This is a genomic window from Methanosarcina soligelidi (genome assembly GCF_000744315.1).
GTDB classification, from domain to species: domain Archaea; phylum Halobacteriota; class Methanosarcinia; order Methanosarcinales; family Methanosarcinaceae; genus Methanosarcina; species Methanosarcina mazei.
The window spans coordinates 57,352-78,068 of sequence record NZ_JQLR01000001.1 but is presented as its reverse complement, the minus strand read 5'-3'; the positions used below and the strand labels follow the sequence as shown (position 1 = coordinate 78,068).

Sequence of the window (20,717 nt, the reverse complement as noted above, 5' to 3'; positions counted from 1 at the left end):
TTATCCCGGACCTCATGTACAAAACGAAGGCGGAGTAACTTTTTCATGTCTTTTCTTACAAATTTCCTTTTAGGGTTGGGGCTTGCAATGGATGCTTTTGCAGTTTCCATGTCAAGCGGCACCACGGTCCGACCGTTTAAGATAAGTGATGCCCTCAAGCTGGCTGTTTTTTTCGGGGGCTTTCAGACCATGATGCCGGTACTGGGCTGGGTTGGGGGAAGTGCGGTAAGCGGCTTTGTTTCGGATTATGCCCCCTGGATTGCATTCGGGCTCCTGGCTTTCATCGGGGGCAAAATGATCTCTGAAGCTCTCTATGGAGATCCGGACGGAAAGGTAAATTCCCTTAATTACTCCATGCTTTTTCTTTTAGCAGTCGCAACAAGTATAGATGCCCTTGCAGTGGGGATCAGCTTTGCTTTTTTGGGGACGCCCATTCTTGAGCCCGTAATTATTATAGGTTGTGTAACATTTGTCATGTCTTTTTGCGGGGCAGTTCTTGGGTACAGGATCGGCCACTTTTTCGAGAATGAGGTTGAAATCCTGGGCGGGCTGATCCTTATAGGGCTTGGAGTAAAAATCCTTGCCGAACATATGGCCTGGATCTAAAAATTACCTTAGAATCTTATAAAGTTACGCCAGATTCATATACCTCAAGCCATAGATGCAGTACCATGAGACTCGCAGTAATCGAAGGTGACGGTATCGGCAGGGAAGTGATTCCCGCAGCTGTTGAGGTCCTGGACGCCTTCGGGCTTGAATTCGAAAAAGTGCCTCTGGAAATCGGCTATGCAAGGTGGGAAAGAACAGGCACTGCAATGTCAGAAGAAGATGTGGATACTATAAAGAGCTGCGATGCTGTGCTTTTTGGAGCAGTCACCACGGTACCTGACCCAGGTTATAAAAGTGTTCTCCTGACTATCAGGAAAGAGCTTGACCTTTACGCCAATGTCAGGCCTGTAAAACCCCTTCCTGGCGTTGTGGGAGTTTCCGGAAGAAGCGATTTTGATTTCATTATCGTAAGGGAAAATACTGAAGGGCTTTATTCCGGGATCGAGGAGATAGGACATGATCTTTCCTGGACAAAAAGGGTGATAACCCGAAAGGGTTCTGAGAGGATTGCGGAATACGCCTGCGAGCTTGCAAAAAAAAGGTCCGGCAAATTAACCATTGTCCACAAGTCCAATGTCCTGAAGTCAGACAAACTTTTCCTTGATGTCTGCAGGGACATTGCCAGCTCTTATGGAGTTGAGTATGGAGACATGCTGGTTGACTCCATGGCTTACAGCCTTATGATGCACCCTGAAAAGTATGATGTTGTGGTAACGACAAACCTTTTCGGAGATATCCTGAGTGATATGTGTGCAGCCCTTGTGGGAAGCCTTGGGCTTGTCCCTAGCGCCAATATAGGGAAAAAGTACGCCTTCTTTGAACCCGTGCACGGGAGTGCCCCTGATATTGCGGGAAAGGGAATTTCAAACCCTCTTGCAGCAATTCTCTGCGTAAAAATGCTGCTCGAATGGATGGGCAAACCCGAAGCCCGACTAATTGATGCTGCAATAGCTGACCTCCTTCAGAAAAAAATAATTACTCCTGACCTGGGAGGCAGGGCGAGCACTGCAGAAGTGGGAAATGCGGTTGCAAAGTATATAATGCAGAACCTTTAACTCTGAATAATGCAGAAACTTAATTCAGAATAATGCAGAAACTTAATTCAGGATAATGCAGAGCCTTAATTCAGGATAATGCAGAGCCTTAATTCAGGATAATGCAGAGCCTTAATTCAGGATAATGCAGAACTTTAACTCAGAATCTGAAACCTCGAAAATTTACAGGAATCCTGTTGACGCCGGCGTCAAAAGCCCGGAGTTTTATCATCTGAGAGTAAACAGGCATGAAGAAGATGAAGAAGTTCGTGAGCCGCTCATTAATAACATGGTCCTTTTATCTGGCTTAACCTCGGGGTCTCTATATAGGGAGTCTCTATATAGGGATATACATCCCCTGGCCTGCCCCTTCTTAAGGGCGCGGTCGGACTCCGGCAAGAATAATGCTGGTTAAAGAGTAGCCTGTTCGGAAAAAACAGGAAATTCCTTTAAAAATTATTTGTATGATATCTGCAGTTTATTCTTAACTTTTTTCCTGATCCTTAACTGTTATTTTCCGAATCCTGCTTGAAAAAGAGTTCAATAACAGATATCTCTTTCTTGATATGTTCACTCCTGTTTAAACCGATCTGGACCTTCGGGCCTTCTTCTCTAAAAATTTCAAACCTTTCATAATACCGTGCCCTCTCAACAAGATATTCAAAATATTCTTCCATATTGTTCCCTTTCCCATAGAGTACTTCAGCTTCATTTCTTATAAATATTGTGAGTATTTTCAAAAACATACTAAAATTATTTGTAATTTCAGAAACAATAATTTTTTAAAAGAATTCTGTGAGGAACACGGATGAACATAAAATATTTTCTAATCGTTTTAATCCTTTTAGCAGTTACTTCATTTACTTTATTTTCAGGCTGCACAGGTTTTGCTGGCAACACCCCTGAGACCTCTGGCAAAAATTGCAACGCCGAAAGTATTGAGAACTCAGTTCCGGCTATCAGCAATAATGCCTCTGATGTGCTCTATCAGGTATCAACAATTGATGCCCTGCTTCTGGGAGTCTATGATGGGGTTCTGCCTGTTTCTGATCTTAAAACTCATGGGGACTTTGGTATAGGGACTTTTGATGGGCTCGAAGGGGAAATGCTCGCTCTTGATGGCAATTACTATCAAATAAAAACAGATGGTGTCGCTTATCCTGTTTCCGGGAAAATAACAACTCCTTTTGCCACTGTCACCTATTTTGAAGCCGATGAAACTTTTCGGCTTGAGGAACCCGTAAGCCTTTCCGAGCTCGAAGATTTTCTTGACCTTAATCTGCCTTCGGAAAATCTTTTTTATGCGGTAAAGGTTGACGGAAATTTCTCTTACGTAAAAGCACGGAGTGTACCCCGGCAGGAGAAGCCTTATCCCCAACTGGCAGATGCAGTATCTTCCCAGTCCGTCTTTGAATTTGAAAATGTAAGCGGTACACTGGTAGGATTCCGAACTCCCGAATACGTAAAGGGAGTAAATGTGCCGGGATATCACCTTCACTTTATCACAGAGAACAGAAGCGCAGGCGGGCACGTTCTTGACCTTGAAATGGAAAAAGGAGATGCTTCACTTGATATCACCAGTATATTCTTTATGGAGCTTCCTGCCAGCGAAGACTTCTATAATGCGGAACTTGGCCAGAACCTTCAGGAAGATCTGGAAAAAGTTGAAAAGTAATCTCCAGACTTTAAAGTTTTGCGTTATTTCCAGTCGCATTTTGAAAAAAATTTTCTTCTCTTATTTTTTTATTTTCTGACCCCTCAAAAATTTCATTAATCATTAAAAAATTACTCGTTAAAAATTATGTTTTTTTCCCCTCCACTCCCTTCGAATTTTTCATTTAATCCTTCACTTCTTCTTAATTAAATTTCTGTTTTTCTAATATCGATCTTGTTAATTTTTTAGGTCTGTCTGTCCGGTTGTCTGTTAGTTTCGTTTCTTTTTCTTTTTCATCCTCTTCATTTGATTTTTTTAATTTTTGTTGTGTTGAGAGGTTAAATCTCAACATTCCGCCTTTTTAGAGATTTGCAGCTTTCATTATCCGGATTTACCGTTTCCAGCATATTCCGGATACAATTGTTAATTCCTTTCCGGTCTCACATATTCGGTACTGAAACTTTTATCCTCAGGTTCATTTCTGTTATATCCCCGAACTGTCCAGAAATATCCCGGTTTCTGAAGCTCTCAAACTGTTCATAGTACTGAGCTCGTTCTACCAATCCTTTGAATATCTCTTCCATTGTATTCACCTCTACTCCTGAAAACGACTTCTGTACTTATTAACTTCCGCCAAGCAGGGTGAAAGTATTTTTCTAATAAATCTCAGGACTGAATATTTCTAACCTCTACGGCTATCGAATCTGAAAATGCCCAAAAAGTAAATCTTAAATAACCTCTAAATGTTTTCAAAAAAAGCAATGCCTGATCTGTGAGTCCTCATGGACGAAGCTCACTTTTCTAATTCATAAATTAGTCTCCTGAGCGAAACGGAGCAAGCGAAAAAAAGCTTTATGCCGCTAATTAACTAAAAATCAGCCCTTCTAACAGGTGGAACAAGTAAAAAGGTCATCTTGATGCTTGAGATCCTGTTTCCATATAATTTAATGGGAAAGGGCTATCTGCAGGGGCTCGACTCCAGGTTTTTCCAGAACTCCCTGAAAGCGGAGAAGTGGAGTGTGGAAAGGCATTAAAGTGTTAGGATATGTGGAAAGGCATTAAAGTGTTTGCATAATACTCTACAGCGTCAGGAAGGGCGTCTCCTACTTCAAAATCATACCTCTTTGAGGCTAAATGCTGCCCGAAACAATCGTTTGAGAAGAGAATCCTGTCCTCTTTCTGAAAAATTTTCATACTGTCAGGCCAGTGAAGCATGGCAGCTTCAAGGAAAATGAGGGTCCTGCCTCCAAGGTCAAGCTCATCGCCAGTTTTCACTATCTCAAGATTCCAGTCCTTACTGCCGGAATCTTTGAAGTAGCCGTTAGAATATCGACTCCTTTTCCTGTGATGAGGATTTTTGCGTCGCCTGCTTTTTTAGCTCCAGCAGGGAACTTTATGGTCAGGCTCCATATGGTTTACTACTATATAATCGAGCTTCGAGAAGTCAATAAACTGGCGTATGCATCTCAGCATTTCTTCTGCAAAAGGAGCCTTCACAGTATCAATAAGGTAATTTTTCTCCGACAATAAGGCAGGAGTTACAGGTCGTCCCACCTGAGGTGGTAAACCCGTGAAAGTCCCTGATGTTTCCCTGCCGTTCCAGTCAATTTATCCTGCCCGGTAGACTCCTCTGGCAAGTTGGGCTGTCCCGCCTGTTACCCCAGTTTCCATACGCTGATAGCCTTTTATACTTTTCAGGTCTGCATGCGGAAACTGGTAACATTTTCCAGGTAACTGTCAATAATCTCATAATGTTCTCTTTCATACCCTGACAGCATCTGGAAGAAATTTCTCTGATTTTCGTCTTCTGTTTTTTTTGCAAGCTCGGAATAAAAGTCTTCACTCTTTCTCTCATGCCTCATGGCTGCCAGCAGTATGCCTGCATCTCCGAGGGTAATCTCTCCCACTTTTGTCCGTGCCGGATCGAACTCAGGGCTGAAAGACTGCCCGCTGGGAACTTCCGTACTGATCACAGGCAGTTCCTTTTTATCGCGGTATTCTTCGAGATAACCCAGATGCTTTACTTCCTCGCCTGCAAGGTGCTCGTAAAGCTCCTTAAATTTCGGGTTTTCCATCATGGCAGCCTGCTGCATGTAGAAGTCTTTTGCTTCTTTTTCTCTCTCAATTGCAAGAGCCAGAGCTTCTTCAATTCCTTTAAGACTCCTTACTTCATCTACAGTGTTCTGGTATGCGCTTTCCATATTTTTCCCCCATTTTATTTTTCAGGTTTCCCTTTATTTTAAGAGTTTTTAACTCTCGGCTACTTTCTTTGCTTTCTTTCTCTTCTGTTCCCTAACTTTTACAGTTATATCTTCAGTAGGCCTCTCAATCCCGAATATGTCATATATTTCATAGGGGCTGGCAAGTATGTTTATGTTTTCCATCTGCGCAAGCTTTTCCGAGTTTGTAACATCTACTTCACGCATTGTAAGCTCAAACGCCCTGCCACTGGGTGCGGCAGTTTTTACAGTTCCCCTTTTCTGGTCCACAGGAAGGATGAATATGGGCGTCTTTCCTTTTGCTGTCTGAGACACCGCGTTCGTAACAAGGGTATCTGCAATTCCGTACACTATTTTTGCCACTGTATTGGCGGTTGCCGGGGCTATCAGCAGGAAATCATAATATCCCATCTGCAGCGGACCTGCAATGAATGGAGAGTTAGGGCCTGCATCCACTTTAAAATTAGGGAAATCATTTTGAATTTTATCCCATAGATGATACCACTTCATTACGGTTTCCCCTTCTTTGGACAGGAAAACCATTGTCTCAACGCCTGTTCTGTTCTTTATGTCTACCAGAATGCTGTAAGTTTCAATCATCTGGTCTCCGGAACCTGTAATTCCCCATGCTATGCGTTTAACCTGTTTGTCTAACGATTCTACCAAGATAACACCTTCCTGGGCTTCAATCCAATCTCTGATGACTTATTACCATGATCATGTGATTATTCCCGGACTTCCGAATCTTTAACCCTTTACCCCGCCTGGAGTTACTGCTTATGTGCTTCTCCGGATATTTCAGGCGCAGGAGTTTGAGGCTCTTCCGAGGCATCAGCCCTCTTTACGAGCTGGGCTGTCTGGATAAGCTTCTTAAGGGTTCTTCTAAGGCTCCGCATGCCTTCCGAATCCTCAGAAACCCCTTCTGCCCCTTTGTCCTTTGACCAGAAGGTGCCTCCCAGGTTTGCCCCGAAAGAGCCTCCTCCAACAGGAATCATTTCATTAATTATGTAAAAAGTATGAATTGTCTGAATAGCAGGTTCCTGTCCGCCTATGCGGTCTCCTCCGTCCGCAATCCCCATCCCTACTTTATTTAAAAATACTTTAGGGTCCCTTGCGACCACAGCCCTGCAGCGGTCCATTATCGTTTTAGTCTGGGCACTTATTGTTCCCTGATAAACAGGAGTTCCTATTATCCAGGCATCTGCCCAGATCATTTTATCGTAAAGTTCAGCCGCTATGTCGTCCTTATGGATGCAGCCTTCTTTCTTTCTAATACAGAAATCACAGTGGATACAGAAATTCAGTTTTTTTCCTTTTGCGGAGAAATATTCCGTCTCTGCACCATACTTCTCCTTTGCGATTTTCAGGGCTTCCTGAACCAGATAATCAGTTGCCATATTTCTGGGGCTTCCCGATATTCCCAGGATCCTTATAGGTTTGGCTTCGGTTTCCTGCATGTCCCTTCTCCTGTATCTCTAAATTAAGGGTCTTTTGAATCAGATTCAGGGTTTATCGAAGTCGGCAACTTCCGGATTCATCCATATGATGTTGTGGCTTCAGGGCAATAATCTTATGCCCTTACGATTTTAACCCTGATTTTTAGTTTTTCCTTCCGTTTTACTTCTTAATCCTTCTGAATAATCCTTCTGAAGACGCTGCCCAGAGAGAGGGCGACGACTGCTCCAAGCATTCCGAATCCAGGAGTTGATGATTTTTCTTCTTCTTCAGGGTATGTTGCCATATCAATTACAGGCACATCATAGGCTCCTTCTCCGAAAAGCTCGTCAATATGCACCTGAGAAGCCGACCTGTAGTGAAGAATTGCTTTTGTACTGATAGGGTTTGAAGCATTTTCAGGCATTATGAAAGAATGCTTTTCAATTACGGATTCTTTCGGACCTATCCTGTTATCTGAAAGGATGCTTGCTGCCTCCCACACCTTGACTGTTGGCTTTCCATCGGCATCAGCAAAGACTGTGTGGTAGACAGTTGCTTCGGGGTCAATTCCACCGTTGCTGTCAAGAGCTCCGGAATGATAAAGTGCCTTCCCTTCTGAATCACTTACCGTAAGCTCAAGCCACATTTCTCTTTCTTCGGTGACTCCGGTTGGAATTTTATGCCCTGCTCCTACATTCGTAATTTTGACTTCAACTTCCACATTCTCATCAGGTTCAGCCGAATCAGAAGCATTTACTTCAAGTTTTGCGGCGTTCTGGAGATACTCAATAGCTCTCTTTTCATGCCTGCCTTCACCCATTTCACCGGTTACGAAAGCGTTTGCACCCACAAAGTGATGAGTATAAACATGTTCCCTCTTAGGGCCTGATGAGGCAGCTTTTCCCGGATTTTTTTCGAATTTAACAATTCCGGGGGTCATGTGGCATGCCTGGCAGTTTACCCCATTTTCAGCGTAAGGGCTTTCTTCCCATTCCGTATATGTGGCTGCAAGAGTCAAATTATTTACCGGATGGTAGATGTTATGGCACATGCCGCAGTATGCTGAATCGTCATAAAACTCATGTCCTTCTGTTTCGTGGGATGGAGACTCTGCATCCTCCCTGTTTCCCCATTTTACACTTCCCGGTTCAAGGATATAGGGGGCGTTTCCGATCCCTTCGCTTTCGGCAACTACATGGCAGAAGTCACACTGTACCCCTTCCTTTGAAACTTCGCTCAGGTGAGACCCATCAAGGGGAGGTATTTCGGAAGAAACCACTCCTATAGGGGTATGGCAACGGGAACAAAACTCCGGGGAAAGCCCCTGGGCTTCTGCAGCTACACCATATTCCTGAAGCATTGCATTGTAAAAAAAGTCGCTGTCTGCAAGCGAATGCATGGAGCCGGCCCATTCTCCGAAACTGCTCCCATGGCAGTTCGAACAGATTCCTGATTTCGAAAACTGATTGGATGTGAAATCTCCGGGTCCACTCGGCTCTGCGGCTCCGGCAAATATGATCAATCCTGCAAAAAGAATAGTAATGATTAGACTTAGAAGTCCCGGGCTTTTCACTGCCTCTCCCCCAGTTATTTTGTTCAAATTTTCAGGCTTTCCAGACGCATTTTTTGCCTTCTTCTTTTTCTTCCCCTGACATTATCTCTATTTTTTTGTATTCTTCCCATATGCCGTGGACATTGCATTTTTCCACTGCACGAAGGTTTGCTATTACTGATTTCTCTCCGCAGCTGCCGCAGATATTAACTCCACGGACCCTGCATGTTTCTATTTCTTTGATAGCAATCAGGGCCTCATCGGCTTCCACTTTGAAGATCACTTTTGCAACTTTTTCTCCGGAAGGATCCAGCTCTTTTCTCCCCACAAGTTTGTTGTGCAGGTAAAGTTCAACCCATTCTATGAAATGTTTTTCTTCCATTACATGGGGAATACTGCCAACCGTGACGGCAACTTCAAAAGGCTCTCCTGTAATTACCATTTCAGAAGCTTCAATAACCGGTACGTGTTTTTTCTCTCCTTCTGTAAGGTTTGCCGGATCTGCTGGCTTATTTATTTTTTCTTCATTTCCTATCATGGTAATAACCTACCTTTTTTTACAATCTTGCTTCTTCAGTATGTTTTTACTTCGAGCTTTTACCCTTCCTGAATTTAGAATGTATGTATCCGGGAGTTTTCCACAGGGATTTCTGGATACATACTATTCATTTCTGCATCTAATCTATAATCAAGTACTCAGCCAGGTTAACAGGCCTGTATTCCATGCAACTTCCGAATGATTTATTTCAGAAGCTTCAGGGCTTCCCTGCATGCAGCTACAGCCGGAGCTCCTGAGGTGATAAAGATAACTTCCATGGTCTCCATGATTTCTTCTTTGGTTACTCCATGGTTCAGGGCGCTTTTCATCTGAGCTACGGTACAGGATTCGCACTGTTTGGATGCCACAACTGCAAGAGCCATGAGGATCTTTGTTTTTGCGGGCAGGGCTCCATCCGATAGGAGTTTTCCGTCGCAGCGTCTGTATTTTCCGAGAAATTCAGGATCGAGTTCCCCTAGCGTTTCAAGGATATTGGGCTTGAATCCCATTTTTTTTCCGATACTTTCCACTACTTCTTTATGCTCTGTCAATTGATAGCCTCCTTTTTTAAATGATTTTTATTTTTTAGTTGTTATATTTCTTGAGATATTTCTAATTGCTCTGATAAATGCCGTCTGCGTACGGGTCATCATTCTACAGTTATTTTGACTTTTATCTTTCCGCAATCTTTCTACTGTTCTACCCCGGATAAAGAAAAAATCCAGTTCTACGCATATTCAATCATAGAATTATACGCAGAAATCTTCTCCAACAGTAGCGTCGATGCACTCACGGCACATCATTCTGGGAAGATCTTTCTTGAGTTTTAGCTCAGGTAGAGGGTATCCCCCTTTCATTGGAAATTCTACCTGTTTGATATGTTCCATGCAAAGGCCTTTTCCGCAGACGATGCATACTCCTACTGCTTCACTATCTTTATTATTTTCAAGGCAATCGTAACATTTCAGCATATTTGACCACCTCAACACACTTCGTTAAACAGACAGTTCTCTTTCAAAGCTATGTGGCAGGGTACACAGACAATTCTTTTTATACGTTCCTGGTCGGGCTTGAGTTGAATTGGATAGTTGCCTTCCCATACAGGGGTTTCCTCATGGATAAGGTGCTCTTTGCAAACCCCTCTCCCACATACGATACAAATTCCCACAGCATCCGTATCTTTGCCCTCAAGGGCACACTCGTAGCATTTCATTGCTCTTCGACCTCCAGATCAGAAAACATTATTCCAGTACCAGTTATTTCAGGTCTGATTTAATTTTTATATGAGAAAGTCTCTGGCTCTTTCATTATTCCTCTATCAGGGTCATTTCTTCCCCACAGCAAACAAGCGTTCCGCCTCCGACTTTTGTTACGGTGACCTCATTACCGCAGATCTCGCAGAGGTATTTTTCTCCTTTCTTGGATACGCCCACAGCTACTTCACCTCCTTCTGGTTCCAATTTTTTAAAATTCTTACACGGGCTTTCCCCTTGCCCTGTAATCTTCGGAGAAGGCTCCGAATTTCACAACATCCATACTCATTAACCATTCTTTGTATATAATTCTAAGGATTTTTAAAAAAGTAACATAGGTCTCCCCATTCCCTTCCAATATTTCTTATTTTTTTCATATGTTTATATCAGGGCTTTCAGGGTTTTCTTTTTCTATTTCCACCGTCCGTATCCCTGATTTTTCTTAATTAACGGCTGCGAAATTTTCTGTCTATTTCGACGCGCCACATCTTTACAATATAAATCTTTTCCTTTTTCTGGCGGAAAACTTACTTTAAAATATCCTAATTATCTTTTTTTATGTCTCTTTTTTTCCCCATTTAAAACACGGCATGAAAAATATCCGCTTCTCGATAAGGTTTATATGGTTTGGTTATTTCTTTTGAATGAGCCCTGCGTTGTGCAGGTTTTCAGTGTAATGACTGTATGAGGATTTGTTTTATCAGTCCTTTTATATACATTTCCTTTAATACAGTTAATTATATATAGATTCTTAAATACTGTTATGTGAATTCTAGTTAGAGGTTGCAATTAACATCTATTGTAATAGATGTTAATTATAATTTGATCTCTATATTCATCATGGGATAAAAATCCCCCATCTAGTTATTAAATAGTAGATTAAGGAGTAATCAAAGATGAAGTTCGGAATTGAATTTGTACCAGCCGATCCTGCCTTAAAGATCGCATATTACGCAAAGCTCTCAGAACAGCAGGGATTCGATTATGTCTGGATCACTGACCACTACAACAACCGTGACGTATATTCCACTCTTACTGTTCTCGCTCTGAACACCAACAGCATCAAGATCGGCTCCGGTGTTACAAACTCCTACACCAGAAACCCTGCAATTACAGCATCAAGCATTGCTTCCATTGCTGAGATTTCAGGCGGCAGGGCAGTTCTTGGTCTCGGCCCCGGAGACAAAGCAACCTTCGATGCCATGGGCATTGCATGGGAAAAACCTCTTGCAACCACAAAAGAGGCAATCCAGGCCATCAGAGACTTCATAGACGGCAAAAAAGTCTCCATGGACGGCGAAATGGTCAAGTTCGCAGGTGCAAAGCTCGCCTTCAAGGCTGGAAAAATACCAATCTACATGGGTGCCCAGGGTCCCAAGATGCTCGAACTTGCCGGTGAAGTTGCAGATGGTGTCCTTATCAATGCTTCTCACCCCAAGGACTTTGAAGTCGCTGTAGAACAGATCCGCAAGGGTGCCGAAAAAGTAGGCCGCGACCCGAGTGAAGTCGATGTAACTGCATATGCCTGTTTCTCCATTGACAAAGACCCTGTAAAAGCAGTCAATGCTGCAAAAGTAGTGGTCGCTTTCATTGTCGCAGGATCCCCAGACCTTGTCCTCGAACGCCACGGCATTTCTGTCGAAGCAAAGAAGCAGATCGGAGAGGCTATTGCCAAAGGAGACTTCGGATCTCTCATGGGCGGGCTTGTTACCCCACAGATGATCGAGGCTTTCTCAATTTGCGGAACTCCAGAAGACTGCATGAAGAGGATTAAAGACCTCGAAGCAATCGGAGTAACCCAGATTGTTGCCGGATCCCCTATCGGTCCTGACAAAGAAAAGGCAATAAAGCTTATAGGCAAAGAGATCATTGCAAAGATGTAATTTTATTACATCCTGCAATAATTTTTTTTAATTTATCCCTTTATACTTTTAAAAACGTCTTGCCAGTAAGGCAAGCTTATCAAGGCAGTGGAGGTAACTGATTGCCACCAAAGATTGCAGAAGTCATTCAATATGACGTATGCGCAGCCTGTGGGGCATGCGAGGCTGTATGTCCCATTGGAGCTGTTACCGTAAAGAAGGCGGCAGAAATTCGAGATCCGAACGATCTGAGCCTGTATGAAAAAGGGGCTGCGTTCCAGGTTTGCGAAGGCTGCCTGACCTGCAGCAGGATCTGTCCCGTAGTGGACGGTTTCATTGAAAACGAGCTTTTAAATGTCCGCAAATTCTTTGGCGCAAAGTCTAAAGATAATGCCGGCAGCCAGGACGGAGGCGTAACGAGCGGAATTCTCAAAGCCCTCTTCAATAAAGGTGAAATTGACTGTGCTGTGGGAATCACCCGGAACGAAAACTGGGAACCTGAAGTTGTTCTGCTCACAAGTGCGGAAGACGTTGAGAGGACAAGAGGAACAAAATATACTTCTGATCCCGTAGTAGCAGCTCTCAGGGAAGCTTTTGAGAAGTACGACAGGATTGCAGTTGTAGGGGTGCCCTGCCAGGCTCATGCTGCACGTTTGATCCGGGAAAACGTAAACGAGAAGATTGTGCTCATTATTGGCCTGCTCTGCATGGAAAGTTTCCATCATGATGTCATGCTCGACAAAATTATCCCTGAGATCATGAAAGTAAACGTCAGGGATATCGTAAAGATGGAATTCACAAAAGGCAAGTTCTGGGTCTACACAAAGGATGGGGAAGTCCATTCCGTGCCTATCAAGGATATTGCAAAGTATGCAAGGAATCCCTGCCATCACTGCTGCGACTATACCTCTGTCTTTGCCGATATCTCTGTGGGTTCTGTTGGAGCACCTGACGGGTGGAACTCTGTTTTCATAAGGACTGAAATCGGGGAAAAATACTTCGATATGGTTCGGGATGAGATGGAGATAATGGAAGACCCCAAGCCAGGCCTCGAACTTGTTGGAAAGCTTATCGAAATGAAGCGCAAGGGTAATGCGGAACATTTCCAGGAAGTCTGCAAGGAATTCAGCTTTGAGACCGGAATCCGCAGTGAAACAGTCTGAAGTCCGAAACTTAATTTAAATTCAAAACTTAATTTAAATCCGAAACTTAATTCAAAAAAGAAATATGGTACATTCGAGGTTGGATACGATGACGCGAGCTTTTTACATAGGACGTTTTCAGCCGTATCACTTCGGACACCATGCCGTAATCGCGCGGATTGCAGAAGAGGTGGACGAACTGGTCATAGGCATAGGGAGTGCCCAGAAAAGCCATGAAGCCATTGATCCTTTCACTGCAGGGGAAAGGGTTCTTATGGTTTATAATGCACTTGAGCACCTTTCTATCCGTCATTACGTCGTCCCCATCGAAGATGTCAGATATAACTCTATCTGGGTTCACCACGTCGTATCCAGAACTCCCCGTTTTGACGTGGTGTACTCGAACAACCCTCTTGTCATCCAGCTTTTCAGGGAAGCCGGGTTCTGTGTTAAGGAATCTCCCCTTTACGTTAGAGAACGATACTCCGGCACTGAGATCAGAAGGCGGATGATAGAAGGAGAAAAGTGGGAGCACCTTGTCCCGAAACCGGTCGCAGAGGTAATCAAAAGCTTCGACGGAGTTTCCCGCCTGAAGAATGTTTCTACCAGTGACAGCAATTTTTCTTTATGACCACTTTTATGCAATAATCTTCTTTTAAGCTTATTAAGGTTTTTAGAGCATCTTTAAGCTTCTTATGGTTTTTAGAGTATCTTTCAGGGCACAGAGTCAATCCAGTCAAGTGAGCCCGGAATGTATTCCTGCAGTTCTTCTTCTTTGCCAGCAAGAATATAATCTATAATCTTTTCCACATCTTCCGAAGTCTCTTCTACAGTCCTGCCGGTCGTATTTACTTCAAAGACTTTTTTGCACCATTCAAAAGCTTCTGCCAGGATCAAATCAATTGACTCGGCTTCTGCGTTTTCGTTAATCTTTTCTTCAGAATATCCGCGTTTTTCAAGCCTTTTTTTGAGTTCGGGAGGGTAAGCCCTGAGCACTATCACAATATCTGTTATGTAATGAGCTAGGTGGCTTTCGATGATAGTGATATTTTCCTTTTCCTCCCCATTTACTTTTGCCTTTTCGGCATGCTGTCCTTTTTCTCCTCCAAGAATTCCGGCAAGGCGCTCCCTGATGAGTTCCATGTCAGCAATTACGGAGTCCCTTTCTTCATCGACTTCTGAGTACAGGTGTTCTTCCTTTATGAGATCATTAAGGTAGACCACTTTCCATCCCCTGCATTTTTCGAGAAGTTTGCTTACTGAGGTTTTTCCTGTTCCCGGCGTACCTGTGAGTCCTATGAGCATGGAGGGGGAGATAGGGTTTATCGCAGTTATACTTAATGCCGCCCTGAAGAATCTGAGTGCTGGGGTTTCCCTGCTAGCGCCTGTACCTATCGACTATTCTGGTCCCCATGCTCTCCCCTGTCGTGAGAGCACGACCGGCCTTTCTCGAAAAAATGGAAATTAACAATGAAATTAAAAAATAAGTTACAAATATGTTTCAATAGTGGCATTCTTTTTTAATTCGCCGGATTCGGCAACAACCACATCCAGTTTATTCTTATAAGTGCCTTTATCTCCATCGTGTTCAGTAACATCTGGATAGACTTCAAGGCTAATATCAAATTTTATGGCTTTACTGTTGATATTATCACTCATTTCAATATAAGTTTCATATGTGATTACTCGGGACATTAATCGAAAGTATTGATAATCTTCTCCTACTAATGATACTTCACCTGCAATCGGATATAATATAGGACTGCTTTCATTAATAGGGTCTTCGTGGTTCATCTGTTCCAATACTACAATCTTTGAAAAGGAAATATCTGTAAGAACAGATTCGTTTGTCCTGAATTCTAGCATTGGACCATGTTTGGTATTTACAATAGAAGTCGTCCAGTTTCCATTGAGTGATTTATTGTCGAGTGACTCAGTAGTATTTTCAAAATATATTCCTCTTATGTACTTCTCTGGCGTGTGGAAAACATTCTCTTGCAGAAAACTTTTGAAAAAAGACGGTTCTTCCTGAGAAGACGTGATTGCAAAAACTCCTTCTTTTGTTGCAGGAATTGGGACTAAAATTTTAGTTGTTCCCAATACTTCAGTTCCTGAAAGACCACTTATTTTAACCGTATATTCGTAATGTGGTCTTAATTCGTCAGCTCTCCAGTCTCTTAGATTCGTCTCAATAATGAATAGTCCGGTTAATACTGTCAATAAGAGTATTAATAACAAATAAGTGGTTATTTTTTTCATTGTTTCATCATCCTTTAAGGAAAAATGAGAAAATGAGAAAATGAGAAGATTCAACAAAAGTTCTGATTAAAACTAAAATGTCTGACTTTTAAGATATCAACCAGAGTAAATCTCTCAGGCCGAATAAGCGTATTAAACCGAAATTTCCACAACCCGCTGGAAATGGGTCACAACAATGTATTTCTCCATCCGGATTTTCAGAAAAGCAGTTTTAGGGGAATTAAGAAAGTCCGCAAGGTGCGGGTGCTTCATTAAATAGATTTTTTCCATTATGCTGCGTTCGAAATCTTCTATCTGTTCAACCCTCCCCAGGGCTGTTACTGTCGTTGCTTCCTGAATATCTTCTTTTGTGTTCTTCCGGTTATCTATTAAAAGTGCCACTGAAGGGTTTTCCAGAATGTTTGAGTACTTCCTGGTGGCCGTCGCAGTCGCAAAAAGCAGATATGTAAGCTTCTCGTTTGAAGCAAAGGAAACAAGGCTTGCATAAGGTGTTTTTCCGTTTTGAGTGGCCAGAACGGCATGGGGCTGGGATTCAAAGAAAGTTTTCAACTGTCTTATGCATTCTTCTTTCTCCAGCCCTGTTTTTTCTCTGGAACTTTCCTTTATTCTCTCTTCTGGCCCATGCAGGATAACTCCATGCGGGATAACTGATTCATTTTTATCTTTCACAGTCACAACTCTTCAGTTTTTCTTTTTCTTTTTAAATAAAATAACCTGTTAGATAACAGGTCACTTCTTCAAAGTCCCGACAACAGGATAGTCCTTAAAGACCTCTGGTCCGTGAGGCGCTTCATCCATATCCTCCGTCAGGTCCTTTCCTGATTCATGCAGCCCCTGGTGAGTTCCGTCTTCCCACAGATAGCTGTTTGATACATCGTACACCTGGCCGTCATATACAACATAGGTCTTACCGTTCTTGCCGTTAAACTCTGAAAGTTCTTCAAGCGTATATTCTTTCATTTTCATATCCTCCAGTTCTTTCACGTTAAAGTCATAATCTGGTTTTATAAATTTGAATCTGCCATCCTGGAATCCGCAACCAGCCTGAGACCGGGCTCAAACATTCAGCATCCTTAGCATCTCTCTGATCTCTGTGGTGGGAAGCTGGCATTCGTAGTTCTGGCAGACGTATGCAGTTGCCTTTCCTTCAATTGGGACCTGTTCTTCTGTATACTTTGCCAGCTCAGTAATTTCAGATTTTTCTCTTTCAGGTCTGAAAATAAGCACCTTGTTGGGCACAAAATAACTCCAGAGCTCTTTCAGCATCTGTTCCGTATCCGGAGCTTCGGCTTTTCCCGAAATTATCACTTCGTATGACGGCCCAAGCCTGAAATCAAAGGCTGACAGGAACTGAGTATATCCAGAAGGCGCTTTCATAATCTGTTTTGAAAACGCGCGTTCGAGTTTGTCAGCCGTCTCCTCAAGTCCGGGGTCTGCAATTATTCTGGAGAGGCGCAGAAGGTTCAGCATTTCGAATGAGTTACCGGTAGGTATTGCCGAATCCATAAACTCCTTTTTTCTGAATATAAGAGCCTCGCTGTCATTTGCTGTAAAGTAGAGTCCGCCATTAACAGGGTCCCAGAAGCATTCGAGAAGCTCGCTGTTAAGAGAAACTGCAGCTTTAAGGTAGCGCATTTTGAATCCCGCCTCGTATAGTTCCAGGAGCCCATGAATCAAAAATGCATAGTCATCGGAAGTTCCTGAGATCCCTGCAACCCCGTCCCTGTAGCGGTGAAGCAGCCTGTCCCCTGGACTGTAAAGAGCCATAAGAATAAAATCCGCAGCTTTCTCTGCAGCTTTCAGATACCTCTGCTCTCCAAAAACCTGATAACCTTTTGCAAAGGCAGCAATCATAAGCCCGTTCCAGTCGGTAAGGATTTTATCGTCCAGCGAAGGCCTTTTGCGCTCATATCTGGCTTTAAGGAGTTTCTCCCTGGCAGCTTTTACCTTCTTTTCGACTTCTTCTACAGGAATCTTCATCTTAGCTGCAAGTGACCCTGGAGAGCGAGCCATATAGAAAAGGTTTGTTCCGGTCTCTCTGCCTCTTATTTCCTCTTCAAAGTTTCCTTCCTCTCTCAAATTGAACATTTTTATTATCAATTCGGAATCCTCAGGGCCAAGGATGCTCCTGATCTCTTCCAGAGTCCATAAGTAGTATTTTCCTTCCTCCCCCTCTACATCCGCATCCTCACCGCAGTAAAAACCTCCTTCCGGGGATGTAAGGTCTCTCAGGACGTAATCGAGGATTCCTTCTGCTGTTTCTTTATACAGGTCTTTTCCGGTAACCTGATAGGCTTCAGTGTACGCAATTGCAGTAAGAGCCTGGTCGTATAACATTTTTTCAAAGTGAGGCAGAAGCCACATGCTGTCCGTAGAATATCTGTGGAAACCTGATCCCAGGTGGTCATAGATCCCTCCCCTGAGCATTTTGTCCAGTGTGTATTCGGCCATATGAAGGGCTTCAGGGTTTCTGCTGCGCCTCCAGTAACGGAGCAAAAAGGAAATCTTGTGAGGAGTGGGGAACTTCGGAGCTCCTGAAAAACCTCCGTATTCCGTATCAAACGAGCTGAGAAGTTCTTCATAAACCTCTTCTATTACCTCTTCCCCGAGCCCTTCTCCTGAGGACTCCTTAATCATTTCCTGGATGGTGGATGTAATTTTTTCAGCTGAATCAAGCACTTCTTCATGCTGCTGTTTCCAGATTTCTTTTATCCTGGGGACCAGTTCCAGCATTCCTATCTGGTTAAAGCGTGTGTTTTTCGGGATATATGTGCCAGCAAAAAAAGGCTTCTTGCCCGGAGTCATGATGATATTGAGAGGCCATCCTCCTCTGCCAAGGATAATCTGGCAGACAGTCATGTAAATGTTGTCGATATCTGGCCGTTCTTCCCTGTCCACTTTTATGGAGACAAAAGCTTCATTCATAAGCCCTGCAACTTCTTCGTCCTCAAAAGACTCATGTGCCATCACATGGCACCAGTGGCAGGTCGAATATCCGATTGAGAGAAAAACAGGCTTGTTTTCTTTTCTGGCTTTTTCGAAAGCCTCTTCTCCCCATGGGTACCAGTCTACAGGATTATAGGCATGCTGTAGAAGATAAGGACTTTTTTCTTTAATCAGGTGGTTAGGTTCTTTCGGTTCTTTTTCCAGTATAATCACTCCTGCTCTTCATCAAGATCCAGATCCTGCCTTTCAAGCCCTGAAGTGTACTCCTCGCAGGCATAAGGACTGAACTCTTCATAAATATTCATAAAAGGATTGAACTCTTCATAAATATTCATAATAACTCCCCTCATCCGAATAAGTAAGTATTTGATCACCTGCCGGACAATTTTGCCGGCTTGCCTTATTTGATCCTGTTTTTACTTTCTGGTTTGTACCAGGTTTTCAGAGATGATGATAACTACGGGAATTGAAAAATTAGATATAGCCAGACTTTCCCCAGTTAAGATAGTCCCCCCGGAATATCAATATAACGGTGTTTTCGGGGCTATTTTTCCCGGAAGAGAGCCGGCAGGAAAGTAAGTTTTGAAAAAAAGGTATGGGACCTGCAATTTGCGAAAAAAGAGTTTTTATAATGAGTGTAAAGATCCAGGTTAAGAATGGGATTAATTGCTGTTCTTAATTCAGTCCCAGTCTTTCCCCAAAGCTTTAAGTAGCTCAGGAGACTCCCTGCTTTTTTAAAGGAAGGAGCTGTCCCAGGTCTTCACTTTTATCCTCATATTTCCCTACCCTGAGAAAGTTCTTAACTTTTGAGATGCGATACGAATGCTCACGTTTCTTTTCTTCTTTTCTGGCCTGATAAACTCTGACAGAACGAAGGAGGTCGATTTTTCGGAACTCGGGCCAGAAAGGAGCGCAGAAATAAGTTGCACATTCACTGCCGTTAGCCTGCCAGGGAAGGAAGTTTGATATTCTCTCATCCCCTCCGGTGCGGATGATCAGGTCCACATTGGGGACAGGGACTCCGGGGGCAGGATAGAGGTGTTTTGAGATCAGGCTTTCGTTAACATCTTCCAGAGAAAGTTTCCCGCTGGATACACAGGTTGCGATATCCCTTACAGCCTGCATTATATCCTGCCTTCCACCATAAGCAATAGCCACATTCAGGCTGAATTTCCTGTGATGCTCCGTGGCTTTCTCAATTCTGTCAATGGATTCGTTCAGGTATGCAGGCAGTTTTGTTCTGTCCCCTATAACTCTGACCTGCATCTCTTTTTCATAAGTTCTCTTATCAGTATGAAGCTTCAAAAATTTCTCATTGATAAGGTTAAAGAGCCCACCGACCTCTTCTTCCGAACGCTGGAAATTTTCCGTGGAAAAGGCATAGAGAGTAAGCTGTTTTACTCCTATCTCATAGCACCATTCAATAACCTGCTCAGTAACTTCTGCTCCCATAGCGTGTCCGAAAATTCGGGCTTTTCCCAGCTGTCCGGCGTATCTGCGGTTTCCGTCCATAATTACAGCTATGTGCTCGGGAATTTCAGAACTCAGAATCTCCTTTTCCAGGATCTGCTCGTATTTCCGGTAGAACACACTGAAAGTCCGATTTTTCATGAAGCGAAGCCCTGCCTGAAAGGCTCCTTTATTCAATGATCCCATTTTAAGGCTAATTATTTCTTTTCCCCCTGGCAATATGATAGATAACAGGAATATTATAGGTAACAGGAATATTCATATACATTTTTTGCGGTGTGGTATTAAATTTTTCACATATTTGGAAAGCTAAATTTTATTTTTTTCTGGAGGTCTTATGGCCTATTCTGATGCATGAAGCTTAAGCTTTATTTCCGCCCTTTAATAGTGCAATACATTGAAATAGTAAAGTCCTGTTAATCCTTATGGTATCTACTGGAAATGCTTATGATATTCTCTGTTAATGCTATATGACCTGTTGATAGGAATTGCAGTTATGTATGTAAAACTATTTTAATATTTTTAAACACTTTTGGGCTGGCATTCTGATACAACAGGACTTTTTCGGGATATCAACTCCAGGGGAAAGTAAAATTAATTATACCGATTTTTATGGAATGCTAATTCTCTATATTTCTGTTTTTTATAACAAGACACTAATTTTTAATAGATGTTCAAATTTACAATTTATTGTTTCGATATCAACAGAATAGAACAGGAGATCTGGAAAGTTCTTCTCACA

The 20,717-nt window shown here is 42.8% G+C and carries 30 protein-coding genes; 8 read left to right on the top strand and 22 right to left on the bottom strand.

All coding sequences use genetic code 11. The features are described from left to right. Positions 1-45 precede the first annotated feature (45 nt). The gene (locus M886_RS00370) at positions 46-606 is read left to right on the top strand and encodes a manganese efflux pump MntP (protein WP_048038653.1); all 561 of its coding nucleotides are present in this window, start codon (positions 46-48) and stop codon (positions 604-606) included. Between the two features lie 65 nt (positions 607-671). Continuing rightward, positions 672-1,664, top strand: a complete 993-nt coding sequence (locus tag M886_RS00365) for an isocitrate/isopropylmalate dehydrogenase family protein (RefSeq protein ID WP_048050448.1) — start codon at positions 672-674, stop codon at positions 1,662-1,664. Positions 1,665-2,146: 482 nt separating this feature from the next. Here the strand turns inward: M886_RS00365 and M886_RS00355 are convergent, their stop codons facing one another. Continuing rightward, positions 2,147-2,389 carry a hypothetical protein gene (locus tag M886_RS00355; protein WP_048050447.1) on the bottom strand — a complete coding sequence of 81 codons (243 nt, stop codon included), beginning with the start codon at positions 2,387-2,389 and terminating at the stop codon, positions 2,147-2,149. A gap of 62 nt (positions 2,390-2,451) precedes the next feature. On the opposite strand from M886_RS00355, the gene budA reads away from it, so the two are divergent. Next, positions 2,452-3,318 carry an acetolactate decarboxylase gene (gene budA, locus M886_RS00350; RefSeq protein WP_048050446.1) on the top strand — a complete coding sequence of 289 codons (867 nt, stop codon included), beginning with the start codon at positions 2,452-2,454 and terminating at the stop codon, positions 3,316-3,318. 181 nt (positions 3,319-3,499) lie between these two features. Here the strand turns inward: budA and M886_RS18505 are convergent, their stop codons facing one another. The 14 genes from M886_RS18505 to M886_RS18495 all read right to left on the bottom strand — a co-directional run bounded on the left by M886_RS18505 (position 3,500) and on the right by M886_RS18495 (position 10,654). Continuing rightward, entirely contained in the window at positions 3,500-3,646 is a 147-nt protein-coding gene (locus M886_RS18505) for a hypothetical protein (RefSeq protein ID WP_160173147.1), read from the bottom strand. Between the two features lie 91 nt (positions 3,647-3,737). Continuing rightward, entirely contained in the window at positions 3,738-3,881 is a 144-nt protein-coding gene (locus tag M886_RS18500; RefSeq protein ID WP_015411241.1) for a hypothetical protein, read from the bottom strand. 454 nt (positions 3,882-4,335) lie between these two features. Beyond that, on the bottom strand, positions 4,336-4,572 hold the full coding sequence (locus M886_RS17425; protein WP_053228857.1) for an FprA family A-type flavoprotein: 237 nt from the start codon (positions 4,570-4,572) through the stop codon (positions 4,336-4,338). A gap of 99 nt (positions 4,573-4,671) precedes the next feature. Next, positions 4,672-4,851, bottom strand: a complete 180-nt coding sequence (locus tag M886_RS19015; RefSeq protein ID WP_235203834.1) for a hypothetical protein — start codon at positions 4,849-4,851, stop codon at positions 4,672-4,674. Positions 4,852-4,991: 140 nt separating this feature from the next. Continuing rightward, positions 4,992-5,498 (bottom strand): ferritin family protein, encoded by a 507-nt coding sequence (locus tag M886_RS00340; RefSeq protein WP_048050445.1) that lies wholly within the window; start codon positions 5,496-5,498, stop codon positions 4,992-4,994. Between the two features lie 48 nt (positions 5,499-5,546). Further along, positions 5,547-6,182 carry an archaeoflavoprotein AfpA gene (gene afpA, locus M886_RS00335; protein WP_048050444.1) on the bottom strand — a complete coding sequence of 212 codons (636 nt, stop codon included), beginning with the start codon at positions 6,180-6,182 and terminating at the stop codon, positions 5,547-5,549. 104 nt (positions 6,183-6,286) lie between these two features. Further along, entirely contained in the window at positions 6,287-6,973 is a 687-nt protein-coding gene (locus M886_RS00330; protein WP_011032585.1) for a flavodoxin family protein, read from the bottom strand. A 167-nt stretch (positions 6,974-7,140) separates the two neighbouring features. After that, the gene (locus M886_RS00325; protein ID WP_235203833.1) at positions 7,141-8,553 is read right to left on the bottom strand and encodes a cytochrome c family protein; all 1,413 of its coding nucleotides are present in this window, start codon (positions 8,551-8,553) and stop codon (positions 7,141-7,143) included. Positions 8,554-8,557: 4 nt separating this feature from the next. Beyond that, positions 8,558-9,043 carry a desulfoferrodoxin family protein gene (locus M886_RS00320; protein ID WP_048050443.1) on the bottom strand — a complete coding sequence of 162 codons (486 nt, stop codon included), beginning with the start codon at positions 9,041-9,043 and terminating at the stop codon, positions 8,558-8,560. Between the two features lie 203 nt (positions 9,044-9,246). Then, entirely contained in the window at positions 9,247-9,594 is a 348-nt protein-coding gene (locus M886_RS00315) for a carboxymuconolactone decarboxylase family protein (RefSeq protein ID WP_015411236.1), read from the bottom strand. 198 nt (positions 9,595-9,792) lie between these two features. After that, positions 9,793-10,014: a DUF2180 family protein gene (locus tag M886_RS00310; protein ID WP_015411235.1), complete on the bottom strand. Its 222-nt coding sequence runs from the start codon at positions 10,012-10,014 to the stop codon at positions 9,793-9,795. A gap of 11 nt (positions 10,015-10,025) precedes the next feature. After that, positions 10,026-10,256 carry a DUF2180 family protein gene (locus M886_RS00305; protein WP_015411234.1) on the bottom strand — a complete coding sequence of 77 codons (231 nt, stop codon included), beginning with the start codon at positions 10,254-10,256 and terminating at the stop codon, positions 10,026-10,028. A 94-nt stretch (positions 10,257-10,350) separates the two neighbouring features. Continuing rightward, positions 10,351-10,503: a desulfoferrodoxin FeS4 iron-binding domain-containing protein gene (locus tag M886_RS00300; protein ID WP_226987683.1), complete on the bottom strand. Its 153-nt coding sequence runs from the start codon at positions 10,501-10,503 to the stop codon at positions 10,351-10,353. Positions 10,504-10,516: 13 nt separating this feature from the next. After that, the gene (locus M886_RS18495) at positions 10,517-10,654 is read right to left on the bottom strand and encodes a hypothetical protein (RefSeq protein WP_155395186.1); all 138 of its coding nucleotides are present in this window, start codon (positions 10,652-10,654) and stop codon (positions 10,517-10,519) included. A gap of 538 nt (positions 10,655-11,192) precedes the next feature. On the opposite strand from M886_RS18495, the gene mer reads away from it, so the two are divergent. The 3 genes from mer (at position 11,193) to M886_RS00285 (ending at position 13,931) form a co-directional block, all read left to right on the top strand. Continuing rightward, the gene (mer, locus tag M886_RS00295) at positions 11,193-12,179 is read left to right on the top strand and encodes a 5,10-methylenetetrahydromethanopterin reductase (protein WP_048040242.1); all 987 of its coding nucleotides are present in this window, start codon (positions 11,193-11,195) and stop codon (positions 12,177-12,179) included. A gap of 101 nt (positions 12,180-12,280) precedes the next feature. Then, complete coding sequence (fpoF, locus tag M886_RS00290) at positions 12,281-13,321, top strand: F420H2 dehydrogenase subunit FpoF (protein WP_048040244.1); 1,041 nt, start codon at positions 12,281-12,283, stop codon at positions 13,319-13,321. Between the two features lie 88 nt (positions 13,322-13,409). Next, a complete protein-coding gene (locus M886_RS00285) occupies positions 13,410-13,931 on the top strand; it encodes a nicotinamide-nucleotide adenylyltransferase (RefSeq protein ID WP_015411232.1) in 522 nt (173 codons plus the stop codon). 83 nt (positions 13,932-14,014) lie between these two features. Here the strand turns inward: M886_RS00285 and M886_RS00280 are convergent, their stop codons facing one another. Further along, positions 14,015-14,605 (bottom strand): adenylate kinase family protein, encoded by a 591-nt coding sequence (locus tag M886_RS00280; protein ID WP_048037263.1) that lies wholly within the window; start codon positions 14,603-14,605, stop codon positions 14,015-14,017. Here M886_RS00280 and M886_RS18490 point away from each other — a divergent pair. Beyond that, positions 14,598-14,768, top strand: coding sequence for a hypothetical protein (locus M886_RS18490; protein WP_155397856.1), 171 nt, complete (start codon positions 14,598-14,600; stop codon positions 14,766-14,768). The genes M886_RS00280 and M886_RS18490 overlap by 8 nt on opposite strands. Before the next feature lie 20 nt (positions 14,769-14,788). Here M886_RS18490 and M886_RS00275 read toward each other — a convergent pair whose 3' ends face one another. From M886_RS00275 to M886_RS19285, 5 genes are all read right to left on the bottom strand, one after another. Next, complete coding sequence (locus M886_RS00275) at positions 14,789-15,559, bottom strand: hypothetical protein (RefSeq protein ID WP_048050442.1); 771 nt, start codon at positions 15,557-15,559, stop codon at positions 14,789-14,791. A gap of 132 nt (positions 15,560-15,691) precedes the next feature. Continuing rightward, on the bottom strand, positions 15,692-16,228 hold the full coding sequence (locus M886_RS00270) for a pyridoxamine 5'-phosphate oxidase family protein (RefSeq protein WP_053228856.1): 537 nt from the start codon (positions 16,226-16,228) through the stop codon (positions 15,692-15,694). A gap of 60 nt (positions 16,229-16,288) precedes the next feature. Then, on the bottom strand, positions 16,289-16,519 hold the full coding sequence (locus tag M886_RS00265) for a cytochrome b5 domain-containing protein (RefSeq protein ID WP_015411227.1): 231 nt from the start codon (positions 16,517-16,519) through the stop codon (positions 16,289-16,291). A 96-nt stretch (positions 16,520-16,615) separates the two neighbouring features. Then, the gene (locus tag M886_RS00260; protein ID WP_048050441.1) at positions 16,616-18,718 is read right to left on the bottom strand and encodes a thioredoxin domain-containing protein; all 2,103 of its coding nucleotides are present in this window, start codon (positions 18,716-18,718) and stop codon (positions 16,616-16,618) included. Beyond that, positions 18,715-18,840 (bottom strand): hypothetical protein, encoded by a 126-nt coding sequence (locus tag M886_RS19285; RefSeq protein WP_268745847.1) that lies wholly within the window; start codon positions 18,838-18,840, stop codon positions 18,715-18,717. Before M886_RS19285 ends, M886_RS00260 begins: the two co-directional genes overlap by 4 nt. Positions 18,841-18,952: 112 nt before the next feature. Between M886_RS19285 and M886_RS19280 the strand changes: the two genes are divergently transcribed. After that, positions 18,953-19,084 (top strand): hypothetical protein, encoded by a 132-nt coding sequence (locus M886_RS19280; protein WP_268745846.1) that lies wholly within the window; start codon positions 18,953-18,955, stop codon positions 19,082-19,084. Positions 19,085-19,219: 135 nt separating this feature from the next. Here M886_RS19280 and uppS read toward each other — a convergent pair whose 3' ends face one another. Next, a complete protein-coding gene (uppS, locus tag M886_RS00255) occupies positions 19,220-20,116 on the bottom strand; it encodes a polyprenyl diphosphate synthase (RefSeq protein WP_200880709.1) in 897 nt (298 codons plus the stop codon). Positions 20,117-20,717: the final 601 nt, after the last annotated feature.